Below are 20,692 nucleotides of genomic sequence, written 5' to 3'. Positions count from 1 at the left end.
GCTTAGCGCTCCATCGGAGTTTCGTTGCGGCCGCGCAGCACGATGTCGAAGTCGTAGCCGAGCGCATAGGCTTCCTGCGTGGTGTCGAGCGAAAAGTTCGCGATCAGGCGGTCACGGGCATCCTCGGGCGTGCCCTGGAAGATCGGGTCGAACGCCAGCAGCGGGTCGCCGGGAAAGTACATCTGCGTGACGAGGCGCGAGCCGAAGTGGTCGCCAAACAGCGAAAAGTGGATATGGTTCGGGCGCCACGCGTTCGGATGGTTGCCCCACGGATACGCGCCCGGCTTGATCGTCAGGAAACGGTAGCGGCCTTCGTTGTCCGTGATGCAGCGGCCCGCACCGAGAAAATTCGGGTCGAGCGGCGCGTCGTGCTGGTCAGCCTTGTGCACATAACGGCCGGCGGCGTTGGCTTGCCAGATTTCAACCAGCGTATTGCGCACGGGGCGGTTGCCTTCGTCGAGCACACGGCCCGTCACGATGATGCGCTCGCCAAGCGGCTCGCCGTTGCGCACGGCGTTGCGCGTCAGATCGTGATCGAGCGCGCCGAGGTCTTCGGTGCCGTAGACCGGCACATGCTGGTCGCGCAGCTTTTCCTTCAGCGGAATCAGCTGGCGCGTGGGGCCGCGTTTAACCGAGGAACCGTAGCCGGGATAGATATACGGGGGATGCGACGCGAAATCACGCGCGGTGAGAAAGGAATCGTCCATCAGTGTCTCCTTGGAGGAATTGTGAAATACAGATTGATGGAGAGACTTTATCCAAGCTGAGAGGTTATGCAAAATGACGTTTTCGCCCTTTTCGTATAACCTCCCGTTATGCAACGCAGTCTCGCGGATAGCCGCGTCAAATTCCGTCATCTTCAGTGCTTTCTGGCCGTTGCGCAGTTCGGCAGCGTCCAGCGGGCCGCCGACAGCCTGTCGATCACCCAGCCCGCCGTTTCCAAGACGGTCGCCGAACTCGAAGCGATTCTCGGCGTGAAGCTGTTCGAGCGCGGCCGTCACGGCGCCGTGCCGACCCGCGAGGGCCAGCTCTTCATGCCGCACGCGAGCGCCTGTGTGAGCGCGCTGCGGCAGGGTGTCGATCTGCTCGCGCGTGCGGAAGGCGCGGCCGCGGCCACGCTGGAAATCGGCATTCTGCCGACCGTCGCGGCGGCTTTGATACCGCCGGTGCTGAAGCAGTTTGCCGCGCTTTGGCCACGTGTGATCGTGCGCCTCGCGACCGGCGCCAACCCGGAATTGCTCGAGCGCCTGAAAGCGGGCACGATCGAATTTGCCATCGGTCGGTTGGCCGATCCCGAGCGGATGGTCGGGCTCAGTTTCGAGCAACTGTTCAGCGAGCCGTTGATCGCGGTGGTCAGGGCCGGGCATCCGCTGGCGCTGGGTGCGGGTTTGCCGGCCACCTCGCTCGAAGAATTTCCCGTGGTGTTGCCGCCGTTCGGAACCTTGATCCGGCAGTCGGCGGAAGGTCTGCTGAGCGCCTGGGGCGTGCCGCCTTTGTCGGCGTTCGTGGAGGTATTGTCGGTTTCCACGGGCCGCGCGTTGGCGCTGGAGAACAGCGCGGTGTGGTTCGTGCCGCTGAGCGCGGTCGAATATGAACTGGCGCATGGCATGCTGGTCCGTTTGCCGTTGCCCTTTGCCGGCACCGGCGAGCCGGTCGGCTTGATCCGGCGCTCGGACACGCAGCCGTCGCCGGCTGGGCGGGCGTTTATCGATGCGGTGCGCGAGGTTGCGCAGCGGCGCATGGTGGCCAATGCGGACAAGGCGGCTGACGAGGCAGCGGGTAAAGGAGTGCGGAAACGGGGCCGCAAATAGGGCGTCCCGCTTCAGGTCGGCATGTGGTCGGGCGCGAGCATGGTGGGACGGCCGGATGAGCCGCTGCGCGCCCTGTGAACTATCCAGTACAAAATGAAGGTTGCGAACGGACTGCTAGCCGGTGTACAAACACGGTGCAAAAGCCGTCGAGGCCCGCGTTGCTGCGGCGCATGCGGATCATCGGCGGCTTGCAGCGAAGATCAGCATCGAACATCGGAAACGCCGGAAACAGCGTCGAAAGACTGTAAAGGAGATTGCCATGCCCAGTGACTTGCCCACTCCAGACGCCGCGCTGCGCGCCGTGTCGGCACCTGAGCACAATCCGCTCGGCACCGCCGGCCTCGAATTCGTGGAGTTCGCCGCGCGCGATCCGCAAGCGCTCGGCGAAACCTTCACCAAACTCGGCTTCAAGGCGATTGCGCGCCACATCAGCAAAGACGTCACGCTGTATCGCCAGGGCGAGATGCAGTTCCTTATCAATGCGGAGCCGGATTCGTTCGCCGCGCGCTATGCCGAGGAATACGGCGCGGGCATCTGCGCGATCGGCATTCGTGTGGCCGACGCGCAGCGCGCTTTCGACCGTGCGATCGAACTCGGCGCATGGGCATTCGAAGGCGAGAAGACCGGCGCCGGCGAGTTGCTGATTCCGGCTATTCAGGGCATAGGCGACTCGCATATCTATTTCGTCGACCGTTGGCGCGGCCGCGGCGGTCAGCGCGGCGGCCTGGGCGACATCTCGATCTTCGATATCGACTTCCGGCCCATTCAGATCGACACGGCGCAGGCCGACTTGAGCCACACGGGCACGGGCCTCGTCGCCGTCGATCATCTGACGCAAACGGTCGGCGAGGGCCGCATGCAGGAATGGCTCGACTTCTATCGCGATCTGCTCAACTTCCGCGAGATTCACGAGCTGCACGCCAACTGGCATGTATCGGCGGAATCGCGTGTGATGGTGTCGCCGTGCGGCGCGATCCGCGTGCCCTTGTATGAGGAAGGCACGCGCCGGACCAGCCTGATGCACGAGTATCTGCCGGACCATCCGGGCGAAGGCGTGCAGCATATCGCGCTCGCAACCGACGACATTTTCGCGTGCGTCGAGCAGTTGCTCGCGAACGGCGTGGAGTTCGTCGAACCGCCGCCGCGCTATTACGATCAGCTCGACGCGCGCTTGCCGGGCCACGGGCTCGACGTCGAGCGGCTCAAGCGCACGCACGTTCTGGTGGACGGCGAAATCGGCGCCGACGGTGTGCCGCTGCTTTTTTTCCAGACCTTCGTGCGCCGCCGAGCCGGCGAAATATTCTTCGAGATCGTGCAGCGCCAGGGTCACCACGGCTTCGGCGAAGGCAATCTGAGCGCATTGGCCCAGGCGCGCGAACAAACCGGCGCGTGATGCTTCATCCGATACGCGGTCAATCGGTATCGGGCGGGGCTGCCAACTCGGGATTCACCGCGCTGTAGGCCGCAGCTTCGTGCAACAGCCACTCGCGGAAACTCGCCAGCGGCTTGCCGTGACTCAACTCGGTCGGATAGACGAGGTAGTACGCCGAATCGGCGACCGCGGGGGCATCGAGCGGGATCACGAGCCCTAGTTGTTCGAGCTGCGCGTCGACGAAAAAGCGCGGCACCAGCGCGATACCGAGGCCGGCGGCCGCCGCGCTGATCAGCATGGTGTGGAGTTCGTAGCGCACGCCCTGCATGGTCCGGTTGTCCTCGACGCCCATGTTGGCGAACCATGCTGCCCAGCCGTCGGGCCGGGTAGTGGAGTGGACGAGCGGATAGTCGAGAAGATCGGCGGCGTTCTGCACAGGCCGCTTCAGCAGGCTCGCCGCGCACACCGGCACGACCTCTTCGCTGAACAGAAAATCCGCCGACGTGCCCGGCCATGTGGGCTTGCCGTAATGAATCGCGGCCTCGAAATGGGTCTCGGCGAACGGGAACGTGCCGGTTCGCACGCCCATGTTCACGCGCACGTCCGGATACTGCGCGTTGAATGCCGCGAGCCGCGGAATCAGCCATTGCGACGCGAAAGTCGGCAGAACAGCCAGTTCCAGATAACCGCCACCACTGCCATGCGCGATGATGGACAGCGTGTCGCGATCGAGCTGTTCCAGCGAGCGCCGCACCTGCGCGCTATACACCTTGCCTGCCTTGGTCAGCACCACGCGCTGTTTGACGCGCACGAACAACCGCACGCCAAGGTTGCTTTCCAGCGTGTTGATCTGCCGCGACACGGCGCTTTCGGTCAGGAAGAGTTCGCGCGCCGCGTGCGTGAAGCTCTCGTGCCGTGCGGCCGCTTCGAAAGCGAGTAGCGCACCCATGTTGGGGATCTTGAACTTTCGCACGTTGATTCCAAAAACGCATTAAGTGGCGATTTTATCTCTCTTTACGGCGACCCTGGCGTTTTGAATAATCAAGCCTTTGATCATGCCGTTCTGTGCCTTGCGCGCCGACCGGCGTGGTACTCCAGCACGTCAGATAGCGCGCGTAGAGTCATTTAGAGAACCGATATGCCAAACATCAAGAATGCGAATCTCGAACAACTGCTGCTGACGCTGCTCGGCGCCGACAAAACCGCCCGGCTCTTTGCGACGCTGAATCATCCGCAGATCCTCAACGAATGGGAAGACGGCGTCGTCACGCGCGCCGAACTCGCGCAGGCGATGAACATGGCGCTCTTCGAGGATCTGCTGGCACGCTCGGCGAATGGCCGCCGCTACACGGAGGAGACGGTCGCGGCGGGCGGCAGTGTGTACTTCGACCACGGCGCGCTGCGCACGGTGCGCTGGCCGCACAGCGGCGCGCTGCCGACTGGCGAAGCCGCATTTGCCCGCATTCTGCGTCCGCTCGGTTTCAGCATCAACGGCCGGTATCCGCTCGATCGTCTCGGCATGACCGGGCGCGCGTGGGCGCATGACGACGCGCCCGATGAGATCGCGCAGTTCTTCGTGAGCGAATTGCACCCCGAGCGGTTCTCGGCGGAGTTTCAACAGGCGGTGACCAACGTGATCGGACAGTCACGCGATCCGTTGACGCCGCGCGCTGTCGGCCAGTTGTGGGAGCTCGAGCGCGACGGCGTGCTGCCGCTCGAGGCGGCCCATGAACTGCTGCCGGTCATCGTCGGCGCATTCGCGCGCCAGCACGAGACGCCACGCGAAGCCGATTACGAAGTATTGTTGAAGGAATCGCCGGAAATGGCGTGGATCGCGACCGAAGGCAATGCGTTCAACCACGCCACCGATCGCGTCGCGGACGTCTTTCAACTCTCCGACGACGAGAAGGCCAAGGGCCGTCCGATGAAACCGGAAGTGGAGCGTTCGCGCTCGGGCCGCGTGTTTCAGACGGCGTATCGCGCGGACACGGTGCTGCGCGAGTTTCGTGCGGCTGACGCAAGCGTGGTGACGCGCGAAGTGCCGGGCTCGTTCTACGAGTTCATCACGCGCAAGCGGACTTTCGATCAGGACGCGCGTCGCTGGGAAACGGACCTGCGTTTCGACGCGGGGAACGCACAGGGCATCTTCAAGATGACCGCGAGCCAGGCTGCCTGAGCGCAGGGCGGCGGTCCAGGCACGAGAAACGGGGAGCGCGGTGGGAACGTCATTGGATGAAGAGCAGGGCGCGGGCCTGAACGGGTTGGACGACGCCGGCCGTCGCGCGCCGAAGAATGCGCCGCGTGTTGCCACGCCTTTCGCGGGCAGCGCCGCCGTGATGCAGGCGCTCGAAGCCGATTTGCGCAGCCATGTGCGCGGCGAAGTGCGCTTCGATCAGGGCTCCAAAGCTTTGTATGCGGCAGATGCGTCGAACTATCGGCAAGTGCCGCTCGCCGTGGTCGTGCCCGCGGATGTCGACGATCTATTGGCGACACTCGCCGCTTGTCGTCGCAACGACGTGCCGTTTCTCGCGCGCGGCGGCGGCACCTCACAGAACGGCCAATGCGTGAACGTCGCGGTGGTGGTCGACGCAAGCAAATATGTGAACCGTGTCGTGTCGGTCGATCCGGTCGCGCGCGTCGCGATCGTCGAGCCGGGCGTGGTCTGCGATACCTTGCGCGATGCCGCCGAACAGCATGGCCTCACGTTCGCACCTGATCCGGCTACGCACAGCCGCTGCACGCTCGGCGGCATGATCGGCAACAACTCGTGCGGCGCCCATTCGGTGATGGCCGGCAAGACCGTCGAAAACGTCGAGGCGCTGGAGATCGCGACCTTCGACGGCGCGCGTTTCTGGGTCGGTCCGACATCCGAAAGCGAACTCGAACGCATCATCGCGGCAGGCGGTCGCCAAGGCGAAATCTACGCCGCGTTGAAACGGTTGCGCGATACCTACGCTGACCAGATCCGCGCGAAATTCCCGCAGATCAAACGGCGCGTGTCGGGCTTCAATCTCGATCAACTGCTGCCGGAAAACGGCTTCAACGTGGCGCGTGCCCTGGTCGGCAGCGAGGGCACCTGCGCGGTGACATTGCAGGCGAAAGTGCGCCTCGTGAAGAGTCCTGCGAAGCGCGTGATCGTGGTGGTCGGCTTCACGGATATCTACACGGCGGCGGATGCCGTGCCGCATTTCATGCGCTGCGGGCCGATCGCTATCGAAGGACTCGACCGCGCGATCATTCGCGGGCTGGAGGCGCGCGGGTTGAAGAAGGACGAGATCGCGTTGCTGCCCGAAGGCGATGCGTGGGTCGTGCTCGAATTCGGCGCGGAGACGCAAGAGGCGGTGATGCTACAAGCGCAAGCCGCTGCCACCTATTTTCGCTCGGGCGAGGCGGGGCCCAATGTCTCGGCGATGCTCGTCGAAGATCGCGCATTACAGGCCAAGGTATGGTCGATTCGTGAGACCGGCGCCTCGGCGGTGGCGTTGTCTGTCGATTCCGGCACGCCTGATCCGGTGGTCGGCTGGGAAGATGCGGCGGTCGATCCGCTGCGTCTCGGCGATTATTTGCGCGCGTTCCAGTCGCTGGTGGATCGCTATGGTTACGAGACGAGCCTCTATGGTCATTTCGGCGATGGCTGCGTGCATGCGCGCATCACGTTCGACCTGCGCAGCGCGGAAGGTATCTCGACTTGGCGCAAGTTTCTGCGCGAAGCGGCCGAGCTGGTGGTCGAATTCGGCGGCTCGCTCTCGGGCGAACACGGCGACGGCCAGGCCAAAGCCGAGTTTCTGCCGATCATGTACGGCGCCGAGCTGATGCAGGCAATGGAACAGTTCAAGGCGATCTGGGATCCGGCCAATCGTCTGAATCCGGGCAAGGTCGTGCATGCGTATCGCGCCGACGAGAATCTGCGCATGGGTCCCGCCTATCAACCTGTCACGCTGCAAACCAGGCTCACCTTTGCCAGCCAGGAAGGCCACGGCTTTCAGCGCGAGATCGAGCGATGCATCGGCATGGGCAAATGCCGTTCGCTCGAAGGCGGCACGATGTGCCCAAGTTATCGCGCGACCCGTGAAGAGAAATATTCGACCCGTGGCCGTGCGCATCTGTTCTGGGAAATGCTGCAAGGCGACGTGATCGTCGATGGCTGGCAAAGCCGCGAAGTGAAAGAAGCGCTGGATACATGCCTTGCGTGCAAGGGCTGCAAATCCGATTGCCCGACGCATACGGATATGGCTTCATACAAAGCCGAATTTCTTTCACATTACTACGAGACGAATCGACGGCCACGGCAGGCGCTGTTCATGGGGCGTATCGGTGAATGGGCGCCGTGGGCGGCGCGCTTCCCGCGTTTGACGAATTTCATGACGTCGGCGCCGGGCTTGGCTTCGTTCGGCAAGTGGGTGGCAGGCGTGGCGCAAGCACGTGAACTGCCGCGATTCGCGGGCGCAACCTACAGGCAGATCGCACGGCGTTTGCCGCAAACAGCGCCCGCCTCTCGCGGCGAAGCGAAAAAGGTCATTCTGTGGGTCGATACTTTCAACGATCACTTCACGCCCGAGGTCGCTGAAGCCGCCGCCGACGTTTTAAAGCAGTTGGGCTGGCACGTCGTGTTGCCGAAGAACCGGCTGTGCTGCGGGCGTCCACTCTATGACTTTGGCCTGCTCGAACGTGCGCGCGAACTTCTCGCGCACATCCTTGACGACCTCGCGGACGATATCGCCGCGGGCGTGCCGCTGGTCGGTCTCGAACCGGGTTGTTTGTCGGTATTCAAGGACGAATTGCTGAAGCAACTGCCCGGTCATGCGTTAGCGAAGAAGCTCTCCGCGCAGACCTTCCTGTTCTCCGATTTCGTCGCGCGGCAGCCGTTCGATTGGCCGACGCTGACCGCCGACGTGATCGTGCACGGGCATTGTCATCAAAAGGCGCTGTTCGGCATGCAGGGCGACACGGCGTTGCTGAACAAGCTCGGTGTGAAATGGAAGCTTCTCGATACAGGATGCTGCGGCATGGCGGGATCGTTCGGCTTCAACGCAGAGCACCACGCGCTTTCCGAAAAGATCGGCGAAGACAGACTATTTCCGGCGGTGCGCGAGGCGGCCGCGGACACGATCGTGCTGACCAATGGCTTCAGTTGCCGCGAACAGATCGAGCAAGGCACGGGGCGTCACGCAATGCATATTGCGCAACTCGCGCAGCGGGCGTTGGCGGCTCGTTAGGCCGCGTTGCTGCGCGGTGTGGAGGCGTGCGTCACTTCTTTGTCGATTCGGTGGCGGGCGGGGTGTGCGGAATGTCGGCGCTGGTGGCCATCCACAATACTTCGGCGTCTTCTTCGCTCGTGGAGACCGCCGCGTGGCCGGTGCGGCTGTCGAAGTAGAGACTGTCGCCGGCGTTCAGGTGCGTCGGCGCATACAGCTCCGAATACAGGCACACGCTGCCGCTGATCACATACAGAAATTCCTCGCCTTCGTGACGGCCCCAGTCGTCGAAGGCGTCGAGCGTGTGCGCGGAGATGCGGATGCGAAACGGCAGCATCGCTTTGTGCGCGAGGTCCGTGGCAAGCAGTTCCATCTGGTAGCCGCGATAGGCATGACGCTGGCCTTCGTCCTTGCGGGTGAGCGCGCGGCGGCCGCTGGCGCTGACTTTCGGCGTCGAGCCAAACAGCTCGCCGATCTCGATCTTCAGTCCGAGGACGATTTTCTGCAGAACATCGAACGTGGGGGACATCAGGCCGTTTTCGACCTTGGAGAGCGTCGAGCGCGAAACGCCGCAGAGGCGGCTGGCGGTTTCCAGCGTCAGGTCCTGCGCCTGGCGGGCGGCGCGGACGCGGCGGCCGAGGTCGGTGGTGGACGGGTCGGCGGATTTTGCGAGATGGGTGTCCATGGGGCTTGATGCTTCGAATGCACGCTTTGAGGGGACGGTGTTGTTTCCGATAATAACATTTGGAGCGATGGGCCCCGATCGGAAGGCGGCGGGGCGTCTGCGGGCGCGTCCGCGGAAAATGCCTGGATCGCTTGTGCATGGCCTGAGTGACGGCGCTGTTGAGGTTGATCGGTGGCGGAGAAGCATTCAGGTGCTTTTCTCATCGGAAACTTCCGCGGGTGCAGACTGGGTCGCGCCTTGCACGTGTCGCGTAACCAGTTCGGCGGCGCGTCTCTTTCATATCCCGGGCGAGATAATCGCTTCGCCTTTAGATTTATTTTGATTGGCGAAGCTATTGCGGGCTTAAGCCTGTGATGGCGGATTGAGTGCCGCTCGGAGTCAGGCGTCGCTCGGGTGTTCGCCGAACCGTTGCATGGCAGCGCGAAGCGCCGCGCTCGGACTATCGAGCGGCCGCTTTCCCGTTCGAACGAGGTCCGCGCCGGGCGCCATCCACGGATGAGCGAATGCGACAACCGTCGCGCCCGCCTCGTATGCGTCTTCCGCGGCCAATGCGGTTGCAGCCAGGCACGCTTCGAGATCACCCGCTTTGAACCGTGCCCAAACCTGAGGAAGGTGAACGACCTCCACTGACGCACCGGTTCCGTGTATGTGCTCCGCAAACAGCATTCTGGTGGATTCGATTGCAGAGTCAGCGGCACATAACACGACGATTTTCCCGCCCAGTTCCGCTGCCGCAGCGGCCAAGGCGATATCCGCCCTGACGATGGGCACCGGTGGACTCTCGATATCCGCCACGGCCGCCCCAAGCGTGGCGCAAGTCAGAATAACGGCGTCGGAATGGGCTGCCAGCGCGAGAAGACGCTGGTTTGTCTCGGCTTTCAATTCGTGTGAGAACGTCCCTGCCAGACCGACCGCCTCGCGCAGATCCGCTCTCACTTCGTGGTGAAGATCATCAGCACGCATGCCGAGTGCTTTTGCGGCCTGCTCAAAGACTTGCCGGTTCCCGTCCATCGTGTGCAAAAACGAAATACGCATTGCCGTATGCCTCGGTGAAGTTGCGTGAATCAGATGCAGCGTGCCGATGCCGGTTCGTGGCGTTCACGCCCAAGGGCGGGCCAATCGATTCGTCTGCATTGTTGCAACGTCGCCGCAGGCCAACAAGGCGGGAGCTTCTACCAGTATCGCTAGTACCCGTCTCGGACAGGCATTGCGCGGCGATTTGGCCGCGTTATGGTCCGTTGTTCCCCGGATTCGAAAAAGTCATTGAGCTATAAGATGCCATCCGCGTCAGGCTACCTGTCATTTGCCTTGTATTGCGAACGTCGCCGGACGTCTGCAGACGTAGTAACGTATTGAAGATTTAACCTTTCGCCCCGTTACATTGATTCTTGAGGCGCTTATGTCCACGGACGCAGACACAATCACCGATGAACAGATCGCCGCCATCGCCGATCGCATGGTCGAAGAAGGCAGAAGAGTTTCGCCGGTGACGATCTGGAAAGAGGTTCGCGGCGGTTCGCTTGCGTCGATCGTCGCGGCCTTGCAGCGCTGGCGCGAAGCGCGGCAGGCCGAAACGCCGGCACCGCAGGTCCAGCCCGGGTTGCCGGAGGGCCTCGCTGAGACAGTGATGAGCGCGGCGGATCGCATCTGGACGGCATCCCAGCACGATGCCGAACGGGCTTTCAATCAGCGTTTGGCTGCAGTGAACCAGGACCTCGAAGCGGCCCGCGCGGAACGGGACGAAGCCCTCGCCGAGTATCAGAAAACGATCGACGACGTCGAAACGGGGCGCAATCGGGTCGTCGCGCTGACGGAGGCGCTGAGTGCCTCGGAAAGTACCGCTCTGCGCCTCGAAACGGAACTCGCAACCGCTGCGGGCCGGGCGGAGGCAGCTGAAGCTCATGTCGAAGAACTCGCTCAGCGTGTGTCTGCACAAGACGCCGATCTGGAGGCCATGAGGGCATTGCTCGGCGAGGAACGCCTCGCGCGCGAAGAGTTGGCCACGGCGCTCGCGAGCAAGAACAATGAAGTTGCTCAGGTCGCTCAGGAGCGAGATCAGGCGCGGCAGGAGATCGCAACATTGAGCGATGCCTGTCAGGCGAAGACAGAAGAAGTGATGCGCTGGTCGGAGCAGGCAGGCGCGGCCGCATTGCGTGCTGAGGCGGCCGAGGCGCGCGTTGAAGAACTCGCGCAGCGTGCGTCGGTGGACCACGCCAACCTGGAAGCGGCGAACGCGTCGCTCGAAGAAGAACGCAAAGCTCGCGAAGAGTTGTCGGCGGATGTCGCAAGCAAGAGTGATGAAGTTACGCGCGTCACTCGGGAGCGCGATCAGATTCAGCAGGAAATCGCCACTCTACGCGACGCCTATCAGGCCAAGTCGCAAGAAGTCGCGCAATGGTCGCAAGAGGCAAGCGAGGCTGCGTCGCGTGCACAGGTCGCGGAAGCGCGCGTGGAAGAACTTGCGCAGCGTGTAGCGTCGCAAGATGCCAGCCTCGAAGCGACGACGACATCGCTCGAAGCGACGAAGGCATCGCTCGAAGTAGAGAGCAAGGCTCGTGAAGAATTGGCAGCAATTGTTTCGAGCAGGAACGATGAAGTAACGCGAGTCACGCACGAGCGCGATCAGGCGTTGCAGCAGGTCGCGACGTTGGACGCCGCTTATCAGGCAAGCTCGCAGGAAGCGACGCGCTGGTCACAGGAAGCGAATGCGGCGACGTCACGCGCCGAGGCAGCCGAGGTACGTGTAGAAGAACTCGTGCGGCGTGCGGCGGTGGATCAGGCCAATCTGACCGCGGTCAATGCGTCGCTGGAAGAAAAGCGCAAAGCATGTGATGAACTGAACGCGGTCATCTCCGGCAAGAACGACGAAATAACGCGAGTCACTCAGGAGCACGAGCAGGCGCGGCAGCAGATCGCCACTCTGCGTGACGCCCATCAGGCAAAGTCAGAAGAAGTGACGCGACTCGCCGACGAACTGAACGCGGCGACGTCACTTGCGCAAGCGGCACAGGCACGTGTTGAAGAACTCACGCAGCGCGCAACGGCACACGCTGCCGATCAGCAAGCCACGGCGGCATTGCTGGACGAAGAGCGCAAGGCGCGAGCCGAGTTGTCCGCAACTGTGTCGAGCAAGAACGAAGAAATAGCGCGCGCCACTCAGGAACGCGACCAGGCGCAGCAGCAGTTCCTCAGTTTGAACGACGCCCATCAAGCCAAAACGGAAGAAGCGACACAGTTGTCGACAGAGCTGGACGCGGCCTTGGCGCACGCGAAAGCCGCCGAGGCGCAGGCAAGCGAGCGCCTCACACAACTCGCAACGCTGGAGGGCGAACTGGAGCAAGCTCGCGCTGCGCTGGCAGCGGAGTATCAGGCAGCCGCGGCGCGGGCCGACGAAATGTCGGTTCACCTTAACGAACTGCAGCGCGTCACTCTGGAACTGGAAGAGACGCGGCGGCAGATCGAGAGCATGAACGAGGCGAAGGTGGCCACCAGCGCTGACCTGGCTCGACTATCGCAGGATGCGTCTGCCGCGAGAGACCGCGCAGAGGCCGCCGAACAGCAGGTTGCGCAACTGGAGCAACGGCTGGCCGCGCAAGCCGAAGCCATTGCACAACAAGCTCGAACCGACGAGGCCGAGGGCGCGGAGGAGATCGCGGCGTTGCAACGCCAGATATCAGCGCAAGCCAAAGCTCATGCAAAGGCGCTCAGCGAGCTTCGCGGCACGGCGGAACAATGGGTCGCCCACGCGAAAGACCTCAAACAGCGGCTTGGTCTGGCAAGCGAGAGGATCTTGTTCATCGACGCACGCAGCACCGGTGAGGTGGCGCTCGTCAGACGGCTTTCATCCGAACTGGAACGGCTCAAGCCGGATCACGAGTTGATCGCCAGAGAGACCCAGCAAAAGCTGATCAGCTCGACGATGAGCCACCAGCTCGCGCAAAAGGGCTACCGCTATGACCCGGCCACGGCGGTGATGTCGAAGGTCGTGACCTGACGGGCGCCGAATGGGCGGTTGCGTGGTGATGAACGGCGCGCGCCGGATTTATCCGCAGCCTAGGGCGCGACAGGCTTGCCTGACGCGTCCTTGACCTTCTGTTTCCACTGCGAGCGGATTTCGGCCGTCACGGACTCGGGCAGCGAAATATAGTCGAGATCGTCGGCTGCCTTGCCGCCGTTCTTGAATGCCCAATCGAAAAACTTCAGCGTTTCCGCGCCTTGCGGTGCTTTGTCCTGCGTCGTATGCAATAGCACGAACGTCGCGCCGACCACCGGCCACGCGTTTTTGCCCGGCTCGTTTGTGAGGATCTGATAGAACGACTTCGACCAATCGGCGCCCGCCGCTGCCGCCTTGAATGTGTCGGTCGACGGCTCGACCACGGTCCCCGATGCATTTTTCAGCGCGGCGTAGGTCATGTGGTTCTGCTTCGCATAGGCCCACTCGACGTAGCCGATCGCGCCCGGCAAACGCTGCACGAATGCCGCCACGCCGTCGTTGCCCTTGCCGCCGGTGCCGGTCGGCCAGTTCACCGTAGCGCCTTCGCCCACTTTCGATTTCCACTCCGGGTTCACCTTGGAGAGGTAGTTCGTCCAGATGAAACTCGTGCCTGAGCCGTCGGCGCGGCGCACCACCGCGACGTCGGTATCAGGGAGTTTGATTTTCGGGTTCAGCGCGACGATCGCGGGATCGTTCCACTTCTTGATCTTGCCCAGATAGATGTCGCCGACCACTTGACCCGACAGCACCAGTTCGCCGGCCTTCAGACCCGGCACGTTGATCGCCGGCACCACGCCGCCGACCACCGTGGGGAACTGGAACAGGCCGTTCCTGGCCAATTCGTCGTCTTTCAGCGGCGCGTCCGAACCGGCAAAATCCACGGTCTTCGCGATGATCTGCTTGATACCGCCCGACGAACCAATGCCCTGATAGTTGACCTTGCCGCCGCCTGTTTTCTGATAGGCATCGGCCCATTTTGTGTAAATCGGCGCGGCGAAAGTACTGCCGGCGCCGGTTATGTCGGCGGCGTGCGCGGCGCTGGCACACAGCGCACACAGAAACAGCGTAAGTTGCTTGAGTTTCATGTCGAGACTCCTTGTGGCGATGAGGTCGCCTTCGATGGGCTGCAACTTAAGGCTGAAATATGACGTTCTCGTGACCGTTCAGGTTAAATGATTCGACTGCGGAATTATAAGGATCATCCAGGTCGATCAAGCGAGAACGACCACGTTAACCTTCTTTTGATGGGTCGCGATATGCTCGGGCCTTTGCATCCAGTTCAATCCGTGCGACGCCTGAGGGCGGTATCGGTTGGCGATCGTTACGCTTCCACTATCGGCCGGCAATTACTGGATATGCCAAACCCGCATGAGAAGCAAATGCTGAATGACCTATGAAATCTGACCTGCTACTGCAAACCTACGGCGCCGACTCGTCCGGCATGGTCTGTGGCTTTCTCTTTTCTTCGACTCATGCCGGCCGGCCCGTCGACGCGGATGAAGTCGTCGAATGGTTACAGGCGCACGACGCGAACGGCACCGCAAGAGAAGGGAGCGAGTTTCTTTGGCTTCACTTCAATCTGGCGCATAGTGCGAGCGAACGCTGGATGAGAGCGCAACTCGATCTACCCGAGACTTTTTTCGATGCCTTGCGCGAAGGCTCGCACTCGACGCGTATCGAGCATGCGGACGGCGCGCTGCGCGCAGTCGTCAACGACGTCATGTTCAATCTCGAGTTCATTCCCTCCGAAATAGCGACGCTGTGGATTTACGCGAACCAGCGGATTATCGTGACCGCGCGTCTGAAGCCACTGCGTTCGGTCGACAGATTGCGCGCGTCGGTTCGGGAAGGCGAGCTTTTCAGGTCTCCGGCGGAATTGCTGGTTCACCTGATGCGCGATCAGGCCGACCTGCTCGTGCAGATCGTGCGCCGAACCAGCGCCGACGTCGACCGGATAGAGGATCGATTCCTGTCGCAACGGCCGACGCAGAACCGCATCGATCTGGGCGCGATGCGTCGTATGCTGACGCGTTTGCAACGCATGCTCGCGCCTGAACCTGGCGCGATCTTCCGGCTGCTGGCGAGACCGCCGCGCTGGCTTCATTCAGATGACGTGCAGGATCTGCGCGAGTCGACCGAGGAGTTTTCGGTGGTTCTCTCGGATGTGGCCGGTCTGATCGAACGGGTCAGGCTGTTGCAGGAGGAGATCATTTCCCGTCTGGAAGAGCAGAACAATCGCACGCTCTTCACGCTGACATTGGTGACGGTACTGGCTATGCCGATCAATATCGTTGCGGGTTTTTTCGGAATGAATGTGGGTGGTATTCCGCTCGCTGAGAACCGGCACGGCTTCTGGGTGATGGTGTTGCTCGTGGCCGGTTTTACAGGGCTGGCCGGATGGTGGGCATTTCGCCGGCGCAAGGAACGGTAGGGTAAGTCAGAGCGAAGCAATGCGCCCGTTTTCAGCGTTCGCGGCTTTGCTCGCAGTACCGCTAGTTGATGCCAAAGCCGGGACGCTCGTCAACGAGCCTATCGCTGAGCGCGCGTAACAATGCTTCGGCGCTCTGCATGCGATCGCCTTTGAGATCCCTCAGATACGCGATTGCATCGTCGGCAACGCCGCGCTCGCCGAGGCGAAGCGCATGTGTGAGAAGCAGCGATTCACTCGCAACGATGTCGTTGAGTTTTCCCAGTTCGTCCTGCATTTGCGTGAGTTCGACGACGCCTATCCCGTTTCCGCTCTCGATCAGGGGCGCAAAAAACTCCAGCAGGTAGCGCACCTTCTTCGCGGCAATTCGGACCTCGTGAAACTCCGCGTATCCGGAATCGGGATCCCTAAGCAAACGCTTCATCCGTTTTCGCAGCGCCCTTCTGGCTGTTGCAATACGGTTCGCGGCGAATACCGAAAGCGACTCGTCAAACGAACGAGGTTCGAGTTGCTGCATCACGCCCGCGATTGCCTGGTTCAATACTGCTTCAACGTTGGCGTCGGCGATCGTTGCGCGACTGTGCAAGAGCGCATCGCCGCGCAATAAATCGACACCTTCGATCAGCGCCGCAAAAGAACGCGGCATTGCCGTCTCCTCTGCCAGTAAGTGTTTCAGGATATCCCAGTCACGTGTTTGACCGGCGGAGTCGGCCAGCGCCTTGAATTCGCGCCGCTGTCGCCTCGCTCGCGATCCGTCGATAAGCGGATCGTAAGCCCACCACAGCGAGCGCAGACGACGCAGTACGACACGAAGTTTGTGCAGACTTTCCGGATCGGCACTAACGCATAGCGTGCCCACGCGTTGCGCCACCTGCGCGACCATTGGCGTGACCAGTGTCGAGAAGGCCACGGCCAGCGACATGTCCGGCAAAACCGTCCCGCCGCGTTTGCCGGAATCGTCCGGAACCCGCTCTTCTGCAGAAGCAACGTCGCGCATGGGTGGTGTGGAGTTCATCGGTTCAAATCGATTGAGTCCCCGAAGCGGACGGTAGTGAGGTGAACGTAAGGTGGCGCGGGTCAGGCGGTTTGCAAACTGCGATTTCAATCCTACAGCGTATCAATTTTCAAAACCATGCCGGCATCGCGATGGAAGCAATGCGGCTGTGATAGAGCGATTCAATTTGCCTCCCGACCTTCAGCATCCTGTAATGGGGAGAACTGGTTTCGTTACTCGGCGAGCTTCACTTCATGAGCCTCAACAACAAACCTAAAGTGAGGTCTTTCGTGAGTTATACACAAACACTGTTGACCGGTGTGATCGGCGCGTTCTTGTCGGTCACAGCGCACAGCGCTGACATCACCGGCGCTGGCAGTACCTTCGCCGCACCCATCTATACGAAATGGGCCAGCGCATACCAGCGGGCAGGCGGCGGCACGGTGAGCTATCGCGGTGTCGGCTCGACCGAAGGGGTGAAGGAAATCATGGAGAGTCAGGTGGATTTCGCCGGATCGGATGCGCCGCTCAACGACGACGAGCTTGCCAGGAATGACCTGCTCCAGTTTCCCATGGTGATCGGCGGTGTCGTGCCGGTCGTCAATCTGCCGGGTATCAAGCCCGGTGAGCTGGTTCTCTCGGGGCGTGTGCTTGGGGATATCTATCTCGGCAAAATCATCAGTTGGAATGCTCCAGCCATTGCTGCCATCAATCCCGGGCTCAAGCTGCCTGACGCGCCAATCGCCGTTGTGCGTCGCCTCGACGGTTCCGGGACCTCACTGATCTGGACGCATTATCTGGCGCAGGTCAACCCCGAGTGGAAGAGCAGGGTCGGTGAGGGAAGTTCAGTGCGCTGGCCGCGCGGCATAGGCGGAAGAGGCAATGAAGGGGTCGCCACTTTCGTGCAACATCTGCCAGGCGCAATCGGCTACGTTGCATGGGATTTTACGAAGCAGAATCATATGTCGTACACGGCCATGGAAAATGCCGCGGGTACCGTGGTTCAGCCGGGACCCGAGACATTCAAGGCCGCTGCCGCGAGCGCGGACTGGTCCAGATCTCTCGTTCCAATGCTGACCAATGAACCGGGCGCGAACGCGTGGCCTGTCGTCGGCGCGACGTATGTGTTGCTACATGGCACGCTGAACAAACCGGAACGCAGTGAGGCAACGCTGAAATTCCTGGACTGGGCGCTAACCAACGGCGACCAGGCCGCGGAGGACCTGGACTATATCCCGTTGCCGCCGGCGGTGGGGAACGAGGTTCGCGCGCAGTTGCACGCAAAGGTGAGGAATCCGTCGGGCGGAGCCGTCGCAGGTCAATGAGGTGAGCGATCGCCCCGATCAAAGCACCGCGCGCTGACGGGTACGCGCCCAGTGCGCGAGCGCGGCGCACGCCACCAGCAACGAACCGGTCACGAAGAACACGGCATGCAGCCCGAGATGAACAGCGATCGCGCCGCCGATGATCGGACCGACCACCTGTCCGCTGAATTGCGCCGACTGCAGATAACCGAGCATCTGACCGGTCTTGTGCTCTTCCACTGCGTGGCGCGCCAGTTTCGCAATCGCAGGCAGGAGGCCGGCTAACGTCATGCCCATCAGCGCGCGCAATCCGGCCAGTTGCCACCACGCGTGAACGAACGCTTGCGGAACCATCAGGAGACCGGTCAGCACCAGGCAAGCGACGATCACGTTCCAGCTGCCGATCCGATCGGCCAACGCGCCGAGGCGCGCGGCCGTCAGCATGCTGCCGAAAGCCGAACAGGCCATCACGACACCCGCCACGCGGGCGAGATGAAGCGACGGCACGCCGAGACTGCCGACATAGACCGTGATGACCGGCTCGATCGACATGTTGGCGAGCAGCACCATCATCGCCGTGACCAGCAATGCGGCGACCACTGGATAGTCGTTGCGATGCGTGCTCGCCGGCGCATGTCCCGCGGGGCGCCGGCTGGAATGCGTGGCCCGGTCGAAATCTTCCTTGACGACGAAAATCGTCAGCAAAGCGGCCACCGCGATCATGGCGCCGCCTGCGAAGAACGTGCCGCGAATGCCGAGCCATCCCGGCAGAAAACCGCCGACGAGCGGCCCGATCAGATTGCCGGCGAGCGCACCGGTCGAGAGCACGCCCAGCGCCCAACCGGCGCGCGCTTTCGGAGCCTGCGTGCCAACCATTACCGTCGAAGCCGACGAATAGCCGCCCACGAGTCCAGCCAGCAAGCGCAGGCCGACGAGTTCGTGCACGTTGTGCGCGATGCCGATCAACGACATCACCACCGCCATGCCGACGGCCGCGCGCACCAGCATCGGCTTGCGGCCATAGCGATCGGCGAGGCGTCCCCACAAGGGCGCGGTGACGGCCGTACCGAGAAACGTGGCGCCGAACGCGATTCCCGACCATTGAATGACGGCGGACTGCGACTGCACGCCGAGTTGCTGGACGTAAATGGGCAAAAACGGCAGCAGCATGCTCAGGCTGACGAGCGTGGTGAATGAGCCGAACACGCACACGGCCAGATTACGGCGCCAGTAACGCTCGTGTCGCGCCGAATAGTCGAGGCCGCGCATATCCGGAGCGGCCTCCAAAGCGAGATTGGGACGCGCGCTCATATCGTCTTCTCCAACACCGAATGTGCGTACAGCCGAGCCTCTGCTTCGGCGAGTTCGTTCACGGGTGCGCAGTCCTTGCGGGGACCGTGTGTCGGGATCATGGGGTTCTCCCAGTTCGAGTGAGGGATGCCGTCGGCTGAAAACGGGGTGACGCCAACGCTATTGCTGCTTCGGAGCGCCGCGAAGCGCCGTGAACAGATCGACCACCAACGCAAGCGCCAACGAGGTCGCGCCGATCAGGAATAAGCTCGCGTAATTGCCACCGTCGTGCGCGAACAGAAATGACAGGCCATACGCCGCGACTGCCTGCAATACCGCGAAACTGGTGGTCGCCGCGCTCCACGCGCCTTTTTGAGCAGCGGGATGGTGCGCGAGCAATTCATTGACCCGGCCGAGCACGAGCGGCACGATGCCCGGCACGAACGCGCCGACCACGACGCTCGACACGATCAGCGCGACGGGTCCCGGTACGACAGCCGGCAACGCGACTGCGGCGATCTGCAGGACATAGGCCGCGCGCAGCGCAGGACCGAACCCGGCACGGTCGGCCAGGTGACCGGTCAGCAGAGGGCCTGCGATCGCTCCCAGTCCGAACAGCACCCAGTATTGCGCGCCGGCATCGAGACCCTTGCCAAGACCGCGCGCCACGAAATCCACGAGAAAGATCATGTGCGGGACGAGGCCCGCGGCATTCAACGCATACTCGGCGTACAGCGCGCGCATCGAGGCCGCCGGATAGGCGCGGCCGTGGCCGGCGTGAGGCGCCGCGTGCTGCACGGCGGGTTCGGCCCGCCCGGGCCAACCGTTCCATGCGACGGCTGTCAGCGCCAGAGAGAGCGCGGCGAGACCCAGCCACGTTTGGGTCAGACCTTGACGCAGCAGGAGCGGCACGATTGTCCCGGACGCCGCGATACCCAAACCGATACCGCTGAAAATCGCGCCGCTTGCAAAGCCTCTGCGCGATGGGTTCACATGGGCGAGGATCGTCGGCGCGGCCAGCACCATCAGTGCACCGCCCGACAAGCCGGATGCGAAGCGCCAGACGAAGAACCAGAGAAAGGAAACCGGAAAGGCGCAGGCGACGAACGCAACGGTCGCGAGCAGCATCATCGCGCGCAGCACGGACGCGGCGTCGAATCGCCGCGCCAGCCAGCCGCCTGCGAGCGCGCCGGCCAGATAGCCGCCGAGATTGGCTGCGCCGAGATAGGCTGCAGTCGACGCCGGAAACCAGTGCGCGCTGACGATAGCCGGCAATAACGGGGTATAGGCGAAACGCGCGAGGCCTATCCCGACAAGGCTCGCGCTGGCTCCCGCCAGCGTGCCGCGCCAGACATTGAATGCGGGCGCGATCGATCCATTGGCGACTGCTCGTTGCATGACTGCCTCCACTGTTCCGTTACGCGCCGACCCGGCCGCCGGGCGGCCGCGACGCGATAAGCGCGAAACTCACAGCTCGCCATGCATTTCATGAGGATCGCAAATCAAATCCACAATGAGTTGCAACGTGACATGCAGTGCCTTGGGCGTCGACGCCGTTGCCGCCGTCTATGCGTGGGCTGATGCCCGTTACGAGGAATGCCGGTTCGAGTCGGGTGAGG

15 protein-coding genes are annotated in these 20,692 nt (G+C 62.5%); 7 read left to right on the top strand and 8 right to left on the bottom strand.

Annotated elements, in window-relative coordinates:
• Positions 1 to 2: 2 nt before the first annotated feature.
• On the bottom strand, positions 3 to 707 hold the full coding sequence (gene pcaH / locus P0D68_RS29285) for a protocatechuate 3,4-dioxygenase subunit beta (protein WP_408301569.1): 705 nt from the start codon (positions 705 to 707) through the stop codon (positions 3 to 5).
• A gap of 108 nt (positions 708 to 815) precedes the next feature.
• On the opposite strand from pcaH, the gene pcaQ reads away from it, so the two are divergent.
• Positions 816 to 1,811, top strand: a complete 996-nt coding sequence (gene pcaQ / locus P0D68_RS29280) for a pca operon transcription factor PcaQ (RefSeq protein WP_408301567.1) — start codon at positions 816 to 818, stop codon at positions 1,809 to 1,811.
• 259 nt (positions 1,812 to 2,070) lie between these two features.
• Positions 2,071 to 3,204 (top strand): 4-hydroxyphenylpyruvate dioxygenase, encoded by a 1,134-nt coding sequence (gene hppD / locus P0D68_RS29275; RefSeq protein ID WP_091808987.1) that lies wholly within the window; start codon positions 2,071 to 2,073, stop codon positions 3,202 to 3,204.
• 19 nt (positions 3,205 to 3,223) lie between these two features.
• Here the strand turns inward: hppD and P0D68_RS29270 are convergent, their stop codons facing one another.
• The gene (locus tag P0D68_RS29270) at positions 3,224 to 4,156 is read right to left on the bottom strand and encodes a LysR substrate-binding domain-containing protein (protein ID WP_177205131.1); all 933 of its coding nucleotides are present in this window, start codon (positions 4,154 to 4,156) and stop codon (positions 3,224 to 3,226) included.
• A gap of 165 nt (positions 4,157 to 4,321) precedes the next feature.
• Here P0D68_RS29270 and P0D68_RS29265 point away from each other — a divergent pair, with 165 nt between their 5' ends.
• Both P0D68_RS29265 and P0D68_RS29260 read left to right on the top strand, forming a co-directional pair.
• Positions 4,322 to 5,359, top strand: a complete 1,038-nt coding sequence (locus tag P0D68_RS29265) for a DUF1338 domain-containing protein (protein WP_408301564.1) — start codon at positions 4,322 to 4,324, stop codon at positions 5,357 to 5,359.
• 40 nt (positions 5,360 to 5,399) lie between these two features.
• On the top strand, positions 5,400 to 8,399 hold the full coding sequence (locus tag P0D68_RS29260; RefSeq protein WP_408301562.1) for an FAD-binding and (Fe-S)-binding domain-containing protein: 3,000 nt from the start codon (positions 5,400 to 5,402) through the stop codon (positions 8,397 to 8,399).
• A gap of 31 nt (positions 8,400 to 8,430) precedes the next feature.
• Here P0D68_RS29260 and P0D68_RS29255 read toward each other — a convergent pair whose 3' ends face one another.
• Positions 8,431 to 9,063 carry a helix-turn-helix domain-containing protein gene (locus tag P0D68_RS29255; protein ID WP_408183711.1) on the bottom strand — a complete coding sequence of 211 codons (633 nt, stop codon included), beginning with the start codon at positions 9,061 to 9,063 and terminating at the stop codon, positions 8,431 to 8,433.
• Between the two features lie 378 nt (positions 9,064 to 9,441).
• Positions 9,442 to 10,026 carry an arylsulfatase gene (locus P0D68_RS29250; RefSeq protein WP_408468782.1) on the bottom strand — a complete coding sequence of 195 codons (585 nt, stop codon included), beginning with the start codon at positions 10,024 to 10,026 and terminating at the stop codon, positions 9,442 to 9,444.
• A 436-nt stretch (positions 10,027 to 10,462) separates the two neighbouring features.
• Between P0D68_RS29250 and P0D68_RS29245 the strand changes: the two genes are divergently transcribed.
• A complete protein-coding gene (locus tag P0D68_RS29245; protein ID WP_408301558.1) occupies positions 10,463 to 13,057 on the top strand; it encodes a DNA-binding protein in 2,595 nt (864 codons plus the stop codon).
• Between the two features lie 59 nt (positions 13,058 to 13,116).
• Here P0D68_RS29245 and pstS (P0D68_RS29240) read toward each other — a convergent pair whose 3' ends face one another.
• Positions 13,117 to 14,142, bottom strand: coding sequence for a phosphate ABC transporter substrate-binding protein PstS (pstS, locus tag P0D68_RS29240; RefSeq protein ID WP_091804637.1), 1,026 nt, complete (start codon positions 14,140 to 14,142; stop codon positions 13,117 to 13,119).
• A 308-nt stretch (positions 14,143 to 14,450) separates the two neighbouring features.
• Here pstS (P0D68_RS29240) and P0D68_RS29235 point away from each other — a divergent pair, with 308 nt between their 5' ends.
• The gene (locus P0D68_RS29235; RefSeq protein ID WP_408183725.1) at positions 14,451 to 15,488 is read left to right on the top strand and encodes a transporter; all 1,038 of its coding nucleotides are present in this window, start codon (positions 14,451 to 14,453) and stop codon (positions 15,486 to 15,488) included.
• A gap of 61 nt (positions 15,489 to 15,549) precedes the next feature.
• Here the strand turns inward: P0D68_RS29235 and P0D68_RS29230 are convergent, their stop codons facing one another.
• Complete coding sequence (locus tag P0D68_RS29230) at positions 15,550 to 16,500, bottom strand: CHAD domain-containing protein (RefSeq protein ID WP_408301555.1); 951 nt, start codon at positions 16,498 to 16,500, stop codon at positions 15,550 to 15,552.
• Positions 16,501 to 16,769: 269 nt separating this feature from the next.
• On the opposite strand from P0D68_RS29230, the gene pstS (P0D68_RS29225) reads away from it, so the two are divergent.
• Complete coding sequence (pstS, locus tag P0D68_RS29225) at positions 16,770 to 17,804, top strand: phosphate ABC transporter substrate-binding protein PstS (RefSeq protein ID WP_408301673.1); 1,035 nt, start codon at positions 16,770 to 16,772, stop codon at positions 17,802 to 17,804.
• Between the two features lie 18 nt (positions 17,805 to 17,822).
• Here the strand turns inward: pstS (P0D68_RS29225) and P0D68_RS29220 are convergent, their stop codons facing one another.
• On the bottom strand, positions 17,823 to 19,094 hold the full coding sequence (locus tag P0D68_RS29220) for an MFS transporter (protein WP_408301553.1): 1,272 nt from the start codon (positions 19,092 to 19,094) through the stop codon (positions 17,823 to 17,825).
• Positions 19,095 to 19,253: 159 nt separating this feature from the next.
• The gene (locus P0D68_RS29215) at positions 19,254 to 20,471 is read right to left on the bottom strand and encodes a YbfB/YjiJ family MFS transporter (RefSeq protein ID WP_408301551.1); all 1,218 of its coding nucleotides are present in this window, start codon (positions 20,469 to 20,471) and stop codon (positions 19,254 to 19,256) included.
• Between the last annotated feature and the right edge of the window lie 221 nt (positions 20,472 to 20,692).

This window comes from Paraburkholderia sp. RL17-380-BIE-A (genome assembly GCF_046028085.1).
In the GTDB taxonomy this organism is placed as follows: Bacteria; Pseudomonadota; Gammaproteobacteria; order Burkholderiales; family Burkholderiaceae; genus Paraburkholderia.
The sequence above is the reverse complement of the archived record's forward strand: the minus strand, read 5'-3'. Positions and strand labels throughout refer to the sequence as shown.